This is a genomic window from Ligilactobacillus salivarius (assembly GCF_035231985.1).
Lineage (GTDB): Bacteria > Bacillota > Bacilli > Lactobacillales > Lactobacillaceae > Ligilactobacillus > Ligilactobacillus salivarius.
This window is the reverse complement of record NZ_CP117983.1, coordinates 283,129-302,036: the sequence shown is the minus strand read 5'-3', so window position 1 is coordinate 302,036 and position 18,908 is coordinate 283,129. Positions and strand designations below refer to the sequence as shown.

At 32.1% G+C, this 18,908-nt stretch carries 14 protein-coding genes, 1 tRNA gene and 2 pseudogenes; 3 read left to right on the top strand and 14 right to left on the bottom strand.

All coding sequences use genetic code 11. From position 1 onward, the window contains the following. Positions 1 to 58 precede the first annotated feature (58 nt). Positions 59 to 2,327, top strand: a pseudogene (helD, locus tag PTA89_RS01245) (RNA polymerase recycling motor HelD). Positions 2,328 to 2,395: 68 nt separating this feature from the next. Further along, positions 2,396 to 2,468: transfer RNA gene (locus tag PTA89_RS01240), tRNA-Thr, on the top strand. Between the two features lie 104 nt (positions 2,469 to 2,572). On the opposite strand, the gene htpX is transcribed toward PTA89_RS01240, so the two are convergent. The 5 genes and pseudogenes from htpX to PTA89_RS01220 all read right to left on the bottom strand — a co-directional run bounded on the left by htpX (position 2,573) and on the right by PTA89_RS01220 (position 6,201). Beyond that, a complete protein-coding gene (gene htpX / locus PTA89_RS01235; RefSeq protein WP_003699683.1) occupies positions 2,573 to 3,460 on the bottom strand; it encodes a zinc metalloprotease HtpX in 888 nt (295 codons plus the stop codon). Positions 3,461 to 3,471: 11 nt separating this feature from the next. Further along, positions 3,472 to 4,029 carry a LemA family protein gene (locus PTA89_RS01230; RefSeq protein ID WP_003699684.1) on the bottom strand — a complete coding sequence of 186 codons (558 nt, stop codon included), beginning with the start codon at positions 4,027 to 4,029 and terminating at the stop codon, positions 3,472 to 3,474. 99 nt (positions 4,030 to 4,128) lie between these two features. Continuing rightward, positions 4,129 to 4,647, bottom strand: a complete 519-nt coding sequence (locus PTA89_RS10305) for an O-acetyl-ADP-ribose deacetylase (RefSeq protein WP_442916314.1) — start codon at positions 4,645 to 4,647, stop codon at positions 4,129 to 4,131. A gap of 264 nt (positions 4,648 to 4,911) precedes the next feature. Then, positions 4,912 to 5,355, bottom strand: a pseudogene (locus tag PTA89_RS10300) (tetratricopeptide repeat protein); the annotation flags it as partial. A 411-nt stretch (positions 5,356 to 5,766) separates the two neighbouring features. Next, positions 5,767 to 6,201 (bottom strand): GNAT family N-acetyltransferase, encoded by a 435-nt coding sequence (locus tag PTA89_RS01220; protein ID WP_268857698.1) that lies wholly within the window; start codon positions 6,199 to 6,201, stop codon positions 5,767 to 5,769. Positions 6,202 to 6,313: 112 nt separating this feature from the next. Between PTA89_RS01220 and PTA89_RS01215 the strand changes: the two genes are divergently transcribed. Beyond that, positions 6,314 to 6,454, top strand: a complete 141-nt coding sequence (locus PTA89_RS01215; protein ID WP_003699688.1) for a hypothetical protein — start codon at positions 6,314 to 6,316, stop codon at positions 6,452 to 6,454. A gap of 55 nt (positions 6,455 to 6,509) precedes the next feature. Here PTA89_RS01215 and PTA89_RS01210 read toward each other — a convergent pair whose 3' ends face one another. From PTA89_RS01210 to PTA89_RS01170, 9 genes are all read right to left on the bottom strand, one after another. After that, positions 6,510 to 8,333 carry an ABC transporter ATP-binding protein gene (locus PTA89_RS01210; protein WP_268857697.1) on the bottom strand — a complete coding sequence of 608 codons (1,824 nt, stop codon included), beginning with the start codon at positions 8,331 to 8,333 and terminating at the stop codon, positions 6,510 to 6,512. Then, on the bottom strand, positions 8,333 to 10,066 hold the full coding sequence (locus PTA89_RS01205; protein ID WP_081540523.1) for an ABC transporter ATP-binding protein: 1,734 nt from the start codon (positions 10,064 to 10,066) through the stop codon (positions 8,333 to 8,335). The genes PTA89_RS01210 and PTA89_RS01205 overlap by 1 nt, the downstream gene beginning before the upstream one ends. A 21-nt stretch (positions 10,067 to 10,087) precedes the next feature. Continuing rightward, positions 10,088 to 10,738: a TetR family transcriptional regulator gene (locus PTA89_RS01200; protein WP_081540522.1), complete on the bottom strand. Its 651-nt coding sequence runs from the start codon at positions 10,736 to 10,738 to the stop codon at positions 10,088 to 10,090. Positions 10,739 to 10,748: 10 nt separating this feature from the next. Next, the gene (locus PTA89_RS01195; RefSeq protein WP_268857696.1) at positions 10,749 to 12,734 is read right to left on the bottom strand and encodes an ABC transporter ATP-binding protein/permease; all 1,986 of its coding nucleotides are present in this window, start codon (positions 12,732 to 12,734) and stop codon (positions 10,749 to 10,751) included. A 119-nt stretch (positions 12,735 to 12,853) separates the two neighbouring features. Next, entirely contained in the window at positions 12,854 to 14,614 is a 1,761-nt protein-coding gene (locus tag PTA89_RS01190) for a 1-deoxy-D-xylulose-5-phosphate synthase (protein WP_268857695.1), read from the bottom strand. A gap of 120 nt (positions 14,615 to 14,734) precedes the next feature. Continuing rightward, entirely contained in the window at positions 14,735 to 15,904 is a 1,170-nt protein-coding gene (locus tag PTA89_RS01185) for an MFS transporter (RefSeq protein ID WP_201898505.1), read from the bottom strand. Between the two features lie 120 nt (positions 15,905 to 16,024). Then, positions 16,025 to 16,894, bottom strand: coding sequence for an aldose 1-epimerase family protein (locus tag PTA89_RS01180; RefSeq protein WP_201898506.1), 870 nt, complete (start codon positions 16,892 to 16,894; stop codon positions 16,025 to 16,027). Between the two features lie 91 nt (positions 16,895 to 16,985). Next, positions 16,986 to 18,137, bottom strand: coding sequence for a sensor histidine kinase (locus PTA89_RS01175; RefSeq protein WP_098034777.1), 1,152 nt, complete (start codon positions 18,135 to 18,137; stop codon positions 16,986 to 16,988). A gap of 27 nt (positions 18,138 to 18,164) precedes the next feature. Then, positions 18,165 to 18,854, bottom strand: coding sequence for a response regulator transcription factor (locus tag PTA89_RS01170; RefSeq protein ID WP_003699697.1), 690 nt, complete (start codon positions 18,852 to 18,854; stop codon positions 18,165 to 18,167). Positions 18,855 to 18,908 lie beyond the last annotated feature (54 nt).

Sequence of the window (18,908 nt, the reverse complement as noted above, 5' to 3'; positions counted from 1 at the left end):
ATCTTATCTACATGTTAAGATAATGTGCATTATTCTTTAGTAAAAGGTGTGATTAAAATTGGATAATGAAAAAGCTCTGGAACAAAAAAGAGTAGATGATGTAATGAATGAAATTCAAAAGCAATTAGATGCTACTCAAATTGAATATGATAAAGCTCACAAGGAAACTACTTCGGTTGAAAGAAATTATGTTCAAAACGCTAGAGTCAATACATATGAAGTTGATGATCAAATGGAAACAAACGCCGAAATTCAACAACAAAAGAACTTAGTTGCAAAAACGATTGAAAACGAAACAATTTTAAAGAAACAATTATCTACTCTAAAAATTCTACAAGATTCTGCTTACTTCGGTAGAATTGATATTCATGAGAACGGAGAAGAAGATTCCGAAACTCTTTATATCGGAACATCTTCATTAGTAGATGAAGATCAAGATTTTCTCATCTATGATTGGCGTGCCCCTATTTCTTCTATTTACTACAATGGTACACTTGGCCCTGTATCCTATGAAACACCTATGGGAGAACAATTTGCTGAATTAAAAAAGAAACGTCAATTTACTATAAAAAAAGGTGTCATTACTAATATGTTTGACACTAATGAAACAATTGGTGATGAAATTTTACAGAGTGTTTTGGGAGAACATTCTGACGAATACATGCGTAATATCGTTGCTACTATTCAGGCTGAACAAAATGATATTATCCGCGATGTTAAACATGACTTGCTTCTAGTTCAAGGAGTTGCGGGTTCTGGAAAAACTTCTGCTATCTTGCAAAGAATTGCTTTTCTTTTATATCACAGTCGTGACAAACTTAACGCTGAACAAATTGTGCTTTTCTCACCTAATCTTTTATTCAGTCACTATATTTCTGAAGTGTTGCCTAGTTTAGGTGAGAAAAACATGCGCCAAATTACTTTGGCAGAATTTCTTAATAATCGTTTTGAGGGATTACAAGTTGAAAGTCTCTTTGATAAATATGAAAAGAAGATCACTTCTTCTAAAAAAAACAAATTCAATTGAAAGTATTAAGGAAGATCCACAATTTATGCATACAGTTGAAGAATATGTCCAAAATGTTAGCTCATCCCAACTAAGATTTACTGATATTATGCTAGATTCCGAGATTTTCTTTAGTCATAATGAAATTCATGATATCTATTCCCAACTTCCACAGGCTATGAAACCTAGTCAAAAATTTGCTGAAACTAAAAACTTACTTATTAAACAATTAAACAGAAAAATTAAAGAAAATGCTCAAGCTGATTGGGTTCGTAGTGAAATCGAAAACTTATCAGATGAAGAATACTATGATTTACTTGGTACTAAAAGACGTCATGCCTTTCAAGCAATTGATGATGAAGAATTTTACATTGGTAGAAAAATCGTAAAAAAATGCTTTGCCCCCGTATATGACGCTTTATATAACAATTATTTTATTGACTACTATGCTCAATATTCTGATTTTTTAGCCAATAAATTACCAGAAGCTGTTGACCTTTTTAATCAAAATTTGGAGTTTCATAAAATAGATTTAGTTGATGCTGCTCCTCTGTTATATTTACGTGATTTACTAACAGGTAGTGGACGTAATCAAGCTATTGCACATCTATTCATTGATGAGATGCAAGATTACACATTGCCACAATTAATGTATTTAAAGTATATTTTTCCTAATGCTAAACTCACTCTTTTAGGTGATAGTGAACAAGCATTGTTCAATGAGTTTAGAACACCACAAGAGTTACTAGATTACTTTAACAAACATCTCAACGTCAAAAAATCGCGTATCATCAAGTTAAATAAAAGTTATCGTTCAACACAACAAATAACCAATTTTATGAAAGCTTTATTACCAGATGGCAATGAAATTCAAGCTTTTACACGCCAAGGTAAAAAACCTGAATTAATTATCGCTTCTAAAGAAAATGGATTACATGCATTAAAACTTGAATTAAAGCAACGTGACTTAAGTTCCCCGGTTGCTTTAATAACTAAAAACCAATCTGAAAGTGACTTCTTATATCAAAAACTTCGTAAAAGTTTCGATTCTGTCACCTTACTAGAAGATAAAGACCGTTCATTGCCTAAGGGTATCGTTATTCTACCAATTTATCTTGCTAAAGGATTGGAATTTGATGATGTTATAGCTTATGATATTTCACATGATAATTATTCTGGAATAAATGATACTGGAATTTTATACACAATTTGTTCTCGCGCGATGCACAGACTAACTTTAATTTCATGTGGAAAGCCATCATCTTTAATTATGAGTATTCCATCTGATTTATACACTACTAAGTCAACCGTTACTTTATAATCTTTACTGTAACAAATTATGCTTGCCAAAAATAGTATAATATAATATACTATTTTGGTAAGTCTGATGCCACTTTAGCTCAGTAGGTAGAGCATCACCATGGTAAGGTGGGGGTCACCGGTTCAAGCCCGGTAAGTGGCTCTTATGATTAATTGAATATGATAATGTACCAGTCTTTTATTGACTGGTATTTTTTTACAAAAAAATACAGTAGCTCACAATTGAACTACTGCACTTAACTATTTTTACATATGTTCTAGTCTATCAATTCGCTTTTCAATTGGTGGATGTGTGTCAAAAAGATGTGTCCATGAGCCATCTTTAAACGGATTAGCGATATACATCGAAGCGCTACTTGGATCTGCATTTTGCATTGGTTCACTCATAGAAATTTTTCTTAAAGCATTTATCAAACCTTGAGGATTTCTAGTAAGTTCAACAGCCGATGCATCAGCTAAATATTCTCTATTTCTTGATAGTGCCATTTGAGCCATAGATGCCGCTAACGGTCCTAAGATAATTGCTAAAACTGATAATAATAGCATTATAACTTGACCAGCATTACCATTATCTCTATCATCGCGTCTACCTCCACCCCACCACATCGCGTTCATTCCCATATTTGCTAAGAATGAAATTACAGAGGCAAGAGCCAAAGCATATGTTTGTAATCTAATATCATAATTTCTAATATGAGAAACTTCATGTGCCATTACACCTTCTAATTCCTCACGATTAAGTCTTTGTAGAATCCCAGTTGTTGCCGCCACTGCCGCATGTTCAGGATCAGGCCCGGTAGCAAAAGCATTAGGACTAGGATCGTCAATGATAAATACCCTAGGCATCGGTACTTTGCCAACCATTGCCATATCTTCTACAATATGCCATAATTCAGGAGCTTGCTGCTCGGTTATTTCCTGAGCATTATTCATACTCATTACTACATCTGTTGATTGACCTAAAATCACGAACATATAAACTATGCCGACAACAACTGCAATAATAATACCCGTTTGAGCACTTCCCATAAAGGCGTATCCAATCGCTGCCCCTATTAGTCCGGCTAAAAATACAAAGCCCGCCATTACTAGAACAGTTTTGCGTTTATTTTTTGCTATCTGTTGATATAACATTTAACTACCTCTTAAAAAGATACCTTTGGTGCTTCCTTTTCTTCAGCAGGAATTTCCAAGTAATTTACCTTTGTAAAATGATGCATCTTCGCAACTACATTAGAAGGGAAAGTTAGTAACTTTTGATTGTATACAGCTGCACTACTATTAAATAATTGTCGTGAATAAGCAATTTTATTTTCAGTATTTGTTAACTCTTCTTGTAATTGAGTGAAGTTTTGACTAGCTTTTAAATCTGGATAATTTTCAGCTAAAGCAAAAATAGATTTTAAAGAGTCTGTCAACTGATTAGATAATTCCATTTTCTTTTGTGGATCAACGTCTGCTGGCAGTGCCACCATTTGATTTCTTAATTCTACAACTTTAGACAATGTTTCTCTTTCATGTTTTGCATATCCTTTTGTAGTTTCTACAAGATTAGGAATCAAATCATTTCTTCTCTTCAATTGAACATCAATTTGACTCCACGATTCATCGGTATTTACTTTTGCACGTTGTAATCCGTTGTACATTGATATATATACAGCAACAACAATTACAATCAATGCTATTACGATTATTAAGCCCATTTAAATTCCTCCATATCATATTATTTAACTATTATTTTAACAAAAAATATATTCCCATCAAATAATTTTAACTAAGCTTAGTACTTTTTTACAAAAATATTACAATTCTATCAAATTACTTCCTGTTTCTTTGAGATAGACATTATAAGTACTATCATCAAATAAAACAAATTCCACTAAATCAAAGTCTCCAGGATTATCTTGGACATATTCTTTAACAACTTGAAATGCAATTTTAGTAGCCTCAACAACTGGATATCCATAAATTCCTGTTGAAATAGCTGGAAATGCAATTTTTCTAATATTACATTTTTGGGCTAAATGTAGACTATTTCTATAACAAGCAGCTAGGAGTTGGGATTCATCAGTATTGCCACCTTTCCAAATAGGCCCAACGGTATGAATAACATATTCCACAGGTAAATTATATCCTGATGTAATTTTAGCTTGTCCAACTTCACAGCCATTTAGTTGGCGACATTCTTTTAATAATAATGGCCCGGCTACGTGATGAATAGCACCGTCAACACCTCCACCACCTAGTAAACTAGTATTAGCAGCATTAACGATTGCATCAACATTATCAACTTTTGTTATATCTGCTTTCAATAATCTAATCTTTGTTTTATTATCTACATGATTTAAATTTAATAAAATCTTTTCACGCAAATTTTCAATTTTTCTTTTTAACTCTTCATAATTATACTTTCCAATTAACCTATCATAATAGGCACTTGTCTGAGCCAAATTAATATAGGTTAAGGCGCCCATATCATCAGGAACAACCCCTGCGCCTTGGTGGTAACAGAGTGCCAATCTATAATAAATATCCGAACGAATATCAAGATCTTTTGGCCCTAATTGTTCTTCTGATATTTGATAATATTTAAATGCTAGTAATTTATTTTTTTCTACAAAATCACCATAAAAATATGCATCTCCTACTTTATAACTACCATTACTATTTCCATCTAATGATGCTTGGACAAAATAATAAAATGCCTTTTCACTATCTTTTACACCAGTTCTTCCATAAGCATAAATATAACCTAAATTACAGGCTGCTTGACTATTTCCAAGTTGCGCCGCATCCTCATAATATTCTTTAGCTATTTCATAATCTCCTCGACGATAAGCTTGTACTCCTAAGTTCAATAAATTAATTGATAATTCTTCATCATCTACCGATTCACGCTTTAACTTATCTTCAGCTAATTTATTTTCTAATTTTCTAAAATCTGTTAACTTACATTTACGAATAATCTTTTTTATTTTATCTAAAGGATATGGAACAGTGTGTATAGTATATTTTTCTACTTTTACCACCTGTGCTATTTTTTCATGCCCATCAATACCAACCGGCACAACTACTAAATCTAAAGGCTTTATTTCTTCATCATCTGTTAGATAATAATAACTTTTCCCATTTTCTTCAAAAATAACACGACAATAAATATAATTTTCTATTGTTTCACTCACAATAATCACCCCAAACGCTCGATTATACAAAAAAAGTCAGAGAATTACTTTCTCTGACTTATGCGGCAGTATTCATATGAATAAGTTGATGCAGTTCACATCTACATCAAGCAAGTACGTTACAATCCGGTAACATCTGTACTCTGCCTTAATGAAAATAATCACTAGTCGCCGCAGCGAAACAACAAAATGTTGTCTGATTCTTCTCGACTCATCGCATCTACTTTATACTAACCTATATTAGATTAAAAATCAAATTTAAACTAACTTCTTATCCATTCGATGATGTGGCATTTCTGCATCTAGAAATCCTTCACCTACAACCTCATATCCAAGTTTTTTATAAAAAGCTTGCGCTGTATCCTGAGCACCTAATGTTAAATATGGCACCTTTGCTTTTCTCGCATCTTCCTCAATATTACGAAGTAAACTTGAACTATATCCTTTTCCACGACTATCTTTTAAGGTCGCTACTCTTTGAATATGCCAAACTCCATCATCTTCTATTTTCACTCTCGCACAAGTCACAAAATTACCATCTACATATCCACAGTAATACTTTGGACCTTCTTCACCTTCAATTTCTATTTCGATAGGAACACCTTGTTCCTTAACAAAAACATCTTCTCTAATAATTAAACTATCTCGATAAACTTGTGAATCTAACTTATTAGAATTTTTTACTTCAAACATAATTTACCTCTGATTATTCTTGAATTTACTTATTATAAAAACTATAATGAACATGTAGTTAGATATATAATATATTACACTAACTTAGCTATCGTGAAAAGAGGCGACAAGTATGGCTCAAAAGTTGAGTAAGGAAGAACGTAAAGCTATGGCTCGTAAGGCTATGGAAGCCCGTGCTAAGAATCCTAACAAGTCATCACATGGTTCTGGCTTTGCTAAGATCGACGCTGATGCTAAAAGCTTGCGCGATTAATTAATCTTATTACGATTGCAAACAAAAAAGATGAGCGGTTCGCCCATCTTTTTTATTATCTCGCAAATTGACTATTATATAGGTCTGCATAAAAACCATCTTTTTCCATTAAGGTATCATGATTTCCTGTTTCTACAATAGATCCATGATTCATTACAATAATATTATCTGCATCTCTAATTGTTGAAAGTCTATGTGCAACTACAAAACTTGTTCTTCCAGCTAACAATTTTTCCATTGCTTGTTGAATTAGAATTTCCGTACGCGTATCAACAGAACTAGTTGCTTCGTCTAAAATCAAAATTTCAGGATTAGCTAAAAACGCTCTAGCTATTGTTATCAATTGTCTTTGTCCTTGTGATATATTAGATGCTTCTTCATTTAGGATAGTTTGATATCCGTCTGGTAACTGTCTAACAAACGTATCAACATGAGCTGCCTTAGCTGCTGCAATAATTTCTTCTTCCGTAGCTTGCTCATTTCCATATTTTATATTGTCATAAATTGTACCCGTAAATAACCAAGTATCTTGTAATACCATTGAAAAATGAGATCTAATTTCTTCTCTCGACATACTTCTAGTATCTTGTCCATCAAGTTTTATACTACCACCATTAATATCGTAAAAACGTTCTAATAAGTTAATTAACGTTGTCTTCCCTGCACCTGTAGGACCAACAATTGCCACTTTTTCACCTGGACTAACATTCAAGTTAAAATCTTTCATCAATTGTTTATCAGAAGTATATCCAAAGTTCACATGATTAAAACTAATTTTATACTTACCTTGGCTACCATCATTGTTATCTTTTAGATTAGTGTCCATTTCAGCTTCATCTAAAATTTCAAAGATTCGTTCTGCAGAAGCTACTGTTGCCTGAATCGTGTTGGCTATATTAGCAATTTGTGTAATTGGTTGAGTAAATTGGTTTACATATTGCAAAAATGCTTGAACATTTCCTAATGTAACAGTTCCATTAGCGACTTGTATTCCACCTACTATTGCAACGAAAACATAGCCAATATTTTTTACCATATTCATCAATGGCATTATCAAACCAGAGATAAATTGCGCCTTCCATGAACTTTTATAATATCTTTTATTTTCAGCTTCAAATTCTTCAATTGTACTTTTTTCTTTATTAAAAGTTTTAACAACTGTGTGTCCGGCATAATTTTCTTCTACATAATTATTTAACAATCCTAAACTCTTTTGTTGTGCAACAAAATATTTTTGTGAACGGGGAGCTACCAATGAAACAACGGTTAAGCCTAGCGGAATTGTAATACAAGCAATTAAAGTTAGTTTCCAACTAATAGATAGCATCATGAAGAAGACCCCTACAAATGTTACTGTACTTGTTACAAGTTGGGCCAAATTTTGTTGCAAAGTTCCCGCTATATTATCCATATCATTAACAGCTCTAGACATGATATCTCCATTAGAATGAGTATCGTAGTATGAAACTGGCAGATACCGCATCTTAGATTTCATTGCCTTTCTAAGTCGATAAACTACCTTCTGAGAAATATTAGCCATCATTAGCTGCTGTATAAAAGATAAAGCTGCTGAAGCTAGGTATAAAACTGCTACCGTCATTAAAATTCGTTTAATGGCTGCAAAATCAATTGGATATTTTCCGATACTTTGTCCACTTGCTAAGCCTTTTTTTATTCCAATATAGATTTCAGTCGTCGCTCCACCTAAGATCTTAGGAGTTATAATTTGAAAAATTACAGACCCAATCGCAAATATAAATACTAATACAAAAGCCCATTTCCAAGGCCCCATAAATCCTACTAAGCGTTTTACGGTTCCCCAAAAATCCTTTGCACCTTCCGCTTTTGGTCCTTTCATTCTACCGCCATGTCTTTGCATTAGATTGCAGCTCCTTTCATCTGTGATTCAACAATTTCTTGGTAAGTAGTATTATCAGCTAATAATTCCTTATGTGTGCCTTGTCCTACTACCTTGCCTTCATCTAAAACAACAATATGATCTGCACCAGTAACTGTTGAAATTCTTTGAGCTACAATAACTATAATTGCTTTGCTAATTCTCTCATCTTGACGTAGTGCTAAACGTAATTTAGCATCTGTTTTAAAGTCTAATGCAGAAAAAGAATCATCAAATACATAAATTGAAGCAGGTTTGATAATTGCACGTGCAATTGCTAATCTCTGCTTTTGACCACCAGAAAAATTATCCCCGCCTTGTTCAACAACAGCATCTAATCCATCTGGTAAGTCTGAAATGAAATCTTTAGCTTGAGCTATTTCTAGAGCTTTCCACATGTCTTCTTCAGTTGCTTCAGGATTTCCAATTAGTAAGTTCGAACGAATAGTTCCTTTAAAAAGTACTGCTTTTTGTTGAACGAACGCTACCTTGTCATGCAAATCATGTAAGCTATATTTTCGTACATCATTTCCATCAATCAATACTTCTCCTGAATTTACATCGTATAGTCGAGGAATAAGATTAATTAATGTAGATTTACCAGATCCTGTCCCACCAATAATAGCTAATGTTTCTCCAGCTTTTACATCTACAGATAAATTATCCAATGCTAAATCTTCTGCACCACGATATCTAAATGATACATTCTTAAATTCTAGACTTGCTTGTATTTTATTACTGTCACGACCTATTTCTGATTCTGCGTCATTAATTGAATTTTCTATCTCTAAAACAGCATTAATACGTTTAGCAGCTGCTTCCGCTCTTGGTACCAATACAAAAATCATTGATAGCATCATAAAGCTAAATAAAATCATTGAGGCATAAGTCATGAAAGCTACTAAATTACCTACTTGCATTTCATGGTTAGCTATTAACTTAGCTCCAAACCAAATAATTCCCATATTTGTTACATTCAAAACTAAGGTCATAATAGGAAACATTAAGGAAACAATGCTGAAAACTTTAATCCCTGTTTCTGTATAATCTTTATTAGCTCTATCAAATCTTTCCTGTTCAAACTTATCTTGTCTAAAAGCTCTAATTACTCTTACACCAGTTAATCCTTCACGAAAGATTAAATTAATTCTATCGATTTGTTTTTGTAATTTTTGAAATAACGGCACTGCAAAATACATAGCACATCCAATAGCGATTAGTAATATTGGAATAGATACTAAGAATATGCTAGTTAGACGTTTTTCATTAAAATATGCCATTACACTTGCACCAATTAGCATTAAAGGTGCCATAATCATCATTCTCAACATCATTATTGTAACGTTTTGAATTTGTATAACATCATTCGTCGTCCTAGTAATTAATGATGAAGAACCAAATTTATCCATTTCATAATTTCCAAAGGATAAAACTTTTTTAAATATCTTTCCTCTTAATCTGGCACCCATTTTTTGTGCTTGAGTAGAAGCAAAATATACATTTCCTGCTGCTGCAAAAATGCCGACTAAAGTCAGGCCCAGCATTTGAAGACCTATTTGCCAAATATATCCTACATTTCCTTTAGCTACTCCGTTATTTATTAAGTTAGATGTCAAATTAGGTAAGCTTAAATCACACACCACTTGAAATCCTAAAAAGATAGTAGCAGTAATAATTGCCCACCAATCTAAATTTCGTCGCATCAACTTTACCATTTTGTTCCTCTTTTCTATTTATTATTTAGAAAAACCATACTCAATAAACTCTAATTTGTGTAAATATTCTTGCTTTTTTTCTTCAATATCTATTTTAGGAATGTCTGATTCATGCTTCATTTGCAAGAATGTATCGGTTATTACTATGATAAATGGGGTAATTAAAATTCTGATAAACATATCAAAGTCACTTCGACTTTTTATTTTTAATTTTTCTTTATCTATCATTTTATATATAACATCAAAATCTTGTTTCACATTCCAACCATGCTTACTATTATCCTTGGATTTAACTTCCTTTTGTCTAAAATCCTTCATAAAACTTGCTTGTAATAGATAGTAATAAAAATTAGAATATTCTCCTCCTAGTACTTCATGAATCTGTTTTGGAAAGACTATTTTTACAGTCGTAAAAATATCTCCATTTTGTTCATCTAATTCTTTAAAAAAGTCATCCCTAAAGTTTTGCATAATTTTTTGAGTAATATAGAGATATAGATCTCTTTTATCTTCAAAATATTGATAAAAACTTCCCCGAGGGATTTTGGCTAATTTTATAACTTCATTAATTGAAGAATCGTTATAGTTATGACTCGAGAATACCTTAATTGCCGCTTGAATTATGCGATTCTGCTTTTCTTTATCAATTCCAAAAAATGTTTCTTTTGGCATAAAATCTCCCCTATTCCTTGCGTAAAGCTTCTACTGGATCTAGCTTAGATGCTCTATTGGATGGTAAAATTCCGGCAATCATACTGATAACAACACTAATAACTATTCCAGCTATTGCATATTTAGTAGTCATGGAAACAACACTTACTTCGAAAGCCGCTTTCGTAAAGTTATTAATGAAGAAACCTAGAACATAAGTTACAACTACGCCAATTGCTCCTGATGTAATTCCAATTAAAAATGCCTCAGAAGCAAATATTCTTCTAATATCTTTTCTTCTAGCACCTAGAGCTTTAAGTACACCTATTTCTTTTGTACGTTCAACTACAGAAATATTTAAAACTACCAATATCATAATTGCTGAAACCACTAATGAAACAGCAGCGATAGCAGTTAATACCCAAGTAATAATATTCAACATTTTCGTAAACATTTCCGTCATTTGTTCTTGCATTGAACCTGTATAACCAAGATCTTTTACTTTGTCCTTAATCATCTTAGTGTTGTCTTTGTTAGCTGTATGTAGATATACTACATTTGGCAATAATTTTTCTTGGTTTGTCTTATATAGGTCTTGTAAACCTGCATAAGTAAAGAAAACTGTACTTGAACTTTGACTTTGTGATTCATATAAACCTGTTACTTTAAAGTTTTGTGTAATTGTCTTTTCACCTATCTTCAAAGTCAAAGTAACCTCTTTATCTAAAATATTCTTTCCTAGTAAATCTGCAGTAGCTCTATCTAACATTATTTCATGATTATTCTTAGGAGCTTTTCCTTCTACAATGCTTGATTTAGAAATACTATCAGACATTGTTTGCAACATCATTAAACTAGCTTGCTTATTATTATATTTAACTGTATTAGTTCCTAGTGAAAATGAACTATAACCTTTTTGATATCTATCTACATGTTTTATCTTACTTAACTTTTCTATATCCTTTTTTGTAAAACCTGTATTAGTTCCTGACCCCGTTAAAGCAGCCATATTCTCTTGCTGTTGTTTAGCTATCTCTTCACGACTCATATTTTGTGGATTTTTTGTCGTTTGTTGAGTACTACTCTTCTTATGAACTTCAGTAATATTAGGGTTAGTATATGACTTCATAGTACTACTTACATAGCTTGTTACACCTTTACCTAAAGCTAACATCAATACTACTGACATGATCCCTATACTAGACCCAAGTGCTACTAGTAAATTTCTTCCTAACTTGGCTTTCATATTTAGAAATGCTAGCTTAATTGCTTTCCACATACTCATATTCTTTACTTTAATATCTTCACGAGTATTTTCTGTGTATTCCAAATCTAATTGTTGCTCATCTGAGATTAACTCACCATTATCTATTCTCAAAACTCGACTACAATGAGAGGCTACCTTGTCAGAATGGGTTACCATTAAAACTAATTTACCTTCTTCTGCAATTTCTCTAATCATATCGAGAATGGTATCTGTCGTTTCTGCATCCAAAGCTCCTGTAGGTTCATCAGCAATAATTACATCAGGATCATTAACCAATGCACGTGCAATAGCTACACGCTGTTTTTGCCCACCAGAAATTTGATCTGGTTTTTTATACATGTGTTTTTCTAATCCAACTTTGCGTAATAATTCTTTAGCACGTTTTTTTCTAAAATCTTCACTTACATTTGATAATGTCATCGCCATTGAAACATTATCTATTAGATTTAAATGTGAGATTAAATTAAAGTTCTGAAAAATAAATCCTATACTCTTTTTATGATAGTCAACTAATTCTTGAGTTGAAAAATTACGTAAATTCTTTCCTTCATAAATAATTTCTCCACCAAAATCAGAATCTAATCCACCAATTGCATTCATTAAAGTAGATTTACCTGACCCTGATTCACCAACGATCGCCACCAGTTCTCCAGCTTCAAAACTTGCACTAATTCCTCGCAAAGCTTCAAAGGTTCCTCCACCAGCCATCTTATATATCTTAGTAACATTTTTTAATTCCATTACTGGCATTTTTTTCAATCCTTTCAGATTTATTATGACAAGTTGTCATATGACACATTGTCATAATATCATTTTAAAATTATAATTGCAATAAAAATAGACCTCTATATAGAGATCTATTTTCACAATTAATCTATAACTCTTTTTATATCATCTACAATTTGTTCAGGATTTAAATGATATCGATCATACAATTCTTCAACTGGAACCATATCAGTTAATTCCTTTTGAGCACCAAAGTTTAAAACTTTCATTTCAGAATTAGCATAGAAGTGATCTACCTTTTCTCCAAAGCCACCAACCATGCTTGCATCTTCAAGTGTTACAACTAATTCATGATCCTTCTTTAGATTATTTAAAGTTTCAACATCTAATGTTGTAGCAGAAATCGGATTAATCAATGTAGCATCAACATTCAAATCTTCTTTCAACTTTCTTTGAACATCTTCACCTAATTTATAGAATGCACCTAATCCTAAGATTGCTACTTTCTCTCCCTGGTTTGCTATACGATAATTTATCTCTGTATAATCATCGTCTGCTTCTCCATGTCGTACTTCAGTAATTGGTTCACGAATAACAACCGGTTTATCAGTTTGTGTTAATGCCCAACGTAACATTGAAATTAATTCTTCTGCATTTGTTGGAGCTAAATATTCCAAGTTAGGAATGCTAGAAATCATACCTATATCAAAAATTCCTTGATGTGTATTAGAGTTTTCAGTAATGTGCCCACCTTTTACTAGCATAACAACTGGATAACCATTTAATGCCATGTCATGTTCTAATTGATCGTATGCTCTTTGAAGGAATGTACTATTATGGAAGACTACTGGTCTTGCGCCATTAGCAGCTAATCCTGTTGCATATGTGATAGAATATTGTTCAGCAATATCAACATCATCATAATTATCAGGATATTTTTCCTTAAATGGTACTAAGTCAAATACACCTGGTATTGCAGCATTAATAGCCATAATTGGTTTACCATCATCAATTTGTCTACCTAACTCATCAAGAATTAATTTATTATATGATTCCCCTGTTGCCACATTTTTAGTTGAACCATCTTCAACATTAAATGGTACATGCCAATGGAATTCACGTTTTCTTTCTATTGCTGGTTGATATCCTTCACCCTTCAAAGTGTTGATATGAACAACAATAGGATGGTCAATATCTTTTACTTCTTCTAAAACAGAAATCATTGTTTCTAAATCATTTCCATTATCAACATAACGATAATCCAAGCCCATAGCCTTAAAGAGGTTATTAGAACTTTGTCCATTTGTTTCACGTAATTCGGCGAACATCTTATACATACCACCATTTACATCATCAATGGACATTTGATTATCATTGAAGATAATTATTAAGTTAGATTTAAGCTTAGCAGCATTATTTAACCCTTCTAAAGCTAAACCACCACTCATAGAGCCATCACCAATAACAGCCACAATATTTCCATTTTCATTCTTCATGTCTCTTGCTTTGGCCATTCCTGTAGCCAATGCAATAGATGTAGAAGTGTGACCAACTTTAAAGTAATCATGTTCACTTTCATCTTGATTACTATATCCTGTAACATCGCGATAATGATCTGGATCTAAAAATGCCTCTTTACGTCCAGTTAACATTTTATGAGGATATGATTGATGTGAAATATCCCACACTACCTTATCCTTAGGAGAGTCAAATACATAATGAAAAGCAATAGTTGTTTCAACGATGCCCAAATTAGGGCCAACATGTCCACCAATAGCGGCATCTTTTTCTACAACTAATTGTCTAATTTCAGTAGCTACTTTTTTTAAATCATCAATTGTTAAATTCTTTACATCTTTAGGACTATTAATTTGATTTAAAATATAATCTGGATGTTGATTCATTTAAAATTTCACCTCTCAATAATGATAAAAATATCATACACCTTAAAGTTAACTTTAAGTCAAGGAATAAGCATTATAAAAAAATCATTGACCACGTCTCCGACAGTCAATGATTTGGGGTTATTTAATATTTTTTACAAATGTACTTGTTATTGCTGCGATTAGAGCACATACTACTAAACCTACAAAGGCAACACTATATGAACCTGACAATTGAACTAACCATCCGATCAATAGTGGTCCTATAAATCCACCTAATTGACCACCGAAGTTTACAACTCCAATTGAAGATCCATAAGTCTTTTCATCTAAGATCTGAGCAACAAAACTAAAAATCCCTGTAAATGCTAGAGATTTTGTGAAATATACTAAAATCTCAAAAATAACAATCCATACTAGTGTAGTCGATTTATACATTCCAAACATAAATATTAGTGTTAGCAATGAAGAAATAAAGATCATCCAACGTTCACGTTTACGGAAAATATGAACCATTACAAAGCCACTAATAAATGCTGCAATACCACCAGCTATTACTGGCAATGGAACCAACCATGCTAAATTCTTTAAATTAATATGTTGAGCTTGTAAGAAATATATTGGCATCCAGGTCTCTAAACCTTTTGTAATAACATTTAATACTAAACCTATTATTACAAAGATCCATATTCTACTATCGATTTCACGCCAATTAATTTTTTTAGCAGTTGTTGTTTCCTTTTTAGATTTAATTGGTCGCTCAATTAAATAATATAGACCAACCAATATCAAGCCTAGAATTCCCAAAAAATAGAATGATACTCTCCAACCATGACTAGCAATAATTGGAACAATAATTAATGGAGCAATAGCTGCACCGGCATAGTTTGATGAAATTGTAACTGATGTAGCTTGTGAACGATCACTCTTATCATACTCTTCAGAAATTTGCTTTAGAGCTGCTGATGGATAAGGACCTTCAGCTAAACCAAATAAAAATCTGATCACAACTAATGTCATTAATGATGTAGCTAAGCCTGTAAAAGCAGTTAATAAAGACCATAGTATCAAAGATATTATAACCGTTTTTTTACTACCTAATATATCAGTGACTATACCTCCTGGAATTTGCATTAAGGTATATCCTAGAAAGAAGGCACTAGCTGTCGCACCCAATGCGGCTGGACTAATTTGAAATTCCTTTCCTATGTATGCCATAGAGATATTCATTACAGTTCTATCAGCAAATAGAAGCATGTAACCTATATATAGTAAGATCAATGAGACTATTGGTTTTATTGATTTTTTCATTAAATTCATTTCCTCTCACTTATAAAATAATTTATTGAAATTAACCAATAAACATTATAGCTCATTGCTATTAATAATAAAATGAATAATTATATTCTTATAAATCGAATGATTAGTATTTTAAAATACTGTAATTTCAAAATACGCATCGAAACTTTCTTTTCCATTTAATTTATTAGTTGCAAATTTCTCTTTAAAATTACCATCTGTATATACAGTATCTGCTAAACTCCACCAAGGTTCAATACATACAAATTGTCCTTTAGCTGGATAAGACGACCAAATTCCTGCAAACTTAGAAGTTGGAGTGAAAACTTCTACTCCGTAATTATTTTTAGTATTTTTCAAACTAAATTTTGTAGGTTCTTCACCCAAGTCATAAATAATTGCATCCTTAGCAAATACGTCATGACTAATTTCTAATCTGGATTCTCCATCAATAGTATTAATGTTATCAACTAATCCACCTTTTAAAGGCAAAACTTTTCGCGTTTTTTCCGGTGTAATTTCAAGATAATAATCATCATAAGCAGCTTCACCTAAAGGAACACTAAATGCTGGATGAGCTCCTAGTCCAAAAAACATTTCACTATCACTAGGATTTTCTACTTCATACCTTACAACTAAAGTTTCTTCTTTTAGTTCGTAGACTAAACGGAAAATAAATTCATAAGGATATTTTTCTAGTGTCTCTGTATTGGATTTTAATTCAAAACATACAGATTCCTTAGTAAGTTTTTTAACTTCAAAATCCATATCTCTAGCAAATCCATGTTGTCCCATACGATATTCTTTCCCATCAACAAACATTTTTCCATCTTTTAGTGCACCTTCAATTGGAAATAGTACCGGAGACTTTCTTCCCCAATATTTACTATCGCCACTCCAAAGATAGTTCATACCATTACTTTTATTAATTAAACTAGCTAATTCAGCACCATGTTCATTAATCGTAACAAATAATTTTTCATTTTCAATTTTTACAGCCATCTTTATTCCCCCTACTTTAAAATTCAAATTTATTATATCAAATTTATTTATACTTATGATTAAAATAAAAAATCTTAACTTCCATTTAAAGCTAAGATTTTTTTACTACATTATCATGTTTAACAGGTAATCTCATAATAAAACTAGTCAAATTTTTATTAGATTCTACATAAATATATCCATGATGCAATTCTATAATACTTTGAGCTATTGCCAATCCCAGTCCTGTCCCACCTGTTTCTTTAGAACGTGAACTTTCTACTCGATAAAATCGATCAAATACCTGTCGCAATGATTTTTCTGGAATAGGTTCTCCATCATTAGAAATCCTTATTTCTATTTCTTTTTCATCTACTTTTGTTAATTGCAAGTAAATGTTTTTACCATCACTACCATACTTCAAGGCATTCGTGATTAAATTATTAAATACTCGAGCAAGCTTTTCTGGATCAGCTTCAATTTTTACTGGACTATCGGGTAAAATTGTATTAATTTCCATACCCTTTTTATTTGCTTCCAATTCAAAACTAGCTCCTATTTGTTCTAGCATCGCATTCAATTCTAGAGATTGTATTTGTAATGGTGCATCAGTTTGACGTACTTTCGTATATTCAAATAAGTCATCCACCAATGATTTCATCTGCTTAGATTTTAAATATGCTGTATGCGTATATTTTAAAATATCTTCTTCAGATCGATATTGTTTATCTTCAATAAGACCCAAATATCCAATAATAGATGTCAGGGGTGTACGTATATCATGACTGACATTCGTTATTAATTCATCTTTAGAGCGTTCGATCTCTCTTTCATCTTCCATCGCTTTAATCGTACTATCAACAAGTGCATTGACACTTGCTACTACTCTTTGCATTTGTCCCTTTAATTGAAAAGGAATACGGTGATTAAAGTGACCATCTGCAATATAGTGGAGCTCATTAATGATATGTCTCAATTGCATTTGATGATATCGTCGAACTAATCTCCAATAAACTACGATAACATCAACTACCGCCATAAGTATAATGAATATCCAACCCCAACTCCATAATTGAATATGTGCATACTTAAAATCTAAGGAAGTTTTGATTAGGAATATTCCTGAAGCTAAATCAGGATTAGATACTAACAATTGATTCAAAATCACATAAAGCGACATATTTAACAGAATTAACAATATAATTGTTAAAATACCTTCGCCTAATAGCTCACTCTTTTCTCGACCAGTTATGTGAAATTTCACAGTTCTTTTCCCCTTTAGCTTACTAAATTAGTGTGACTCTATCTTATATCCAACACCCCAAACAGTTTGGATAACTTGTTCTCCATTAGTTGCATCTTCAATCTTATCACGCAAATGACTAACATGAACCATTACGGTCTTAGCTGATACAACAGATTCTTGTTGCCAAACTCTTTCAAAGATTTCATCAGCTGAGAAAACTCGATTAGGATGACTAGCAAGTAAGTGTAAAATTCCAAATTCTAGTGCAGTTAATTTGATTTCCTTACCTTCTAAAGTTTTTACCTCATGAGAATCTTTCTTTATAATGAGTGGCCCAATTTCGATTTGATCTGGTTCATTATTTTTAACATTATGTTCAGCTCTACGCAATAATGATTTTACACGTGCCATAACTTCCAAAGGATTAAATGGCTTTGTAACATAATCATCCGCACCTTGTACTAAACCTTGAATTTTATCCAAGTCATCCGTTTTAGCAGATAAAATTAATACTGGAATTTGTGATTCTTTTCTTACTTCACGAATTACTTCCATTCCATCCATTTGTGGCATCATCACATCTAAGATCATCAATGCAATGTCAGGATTCATGTTCAACTTAGACAAAGCTTCTTTACCATTATATGCTTTTTCTACTTCATATCCTTCATTTTCAACATATATACTTAATAATTCAACAATATCTTTATCATCATCAACAATTAAAATTTTCATTTTCTATCTCCTTAGGTATACTACTTAGATTATAGTGTACGATTTATAATACTA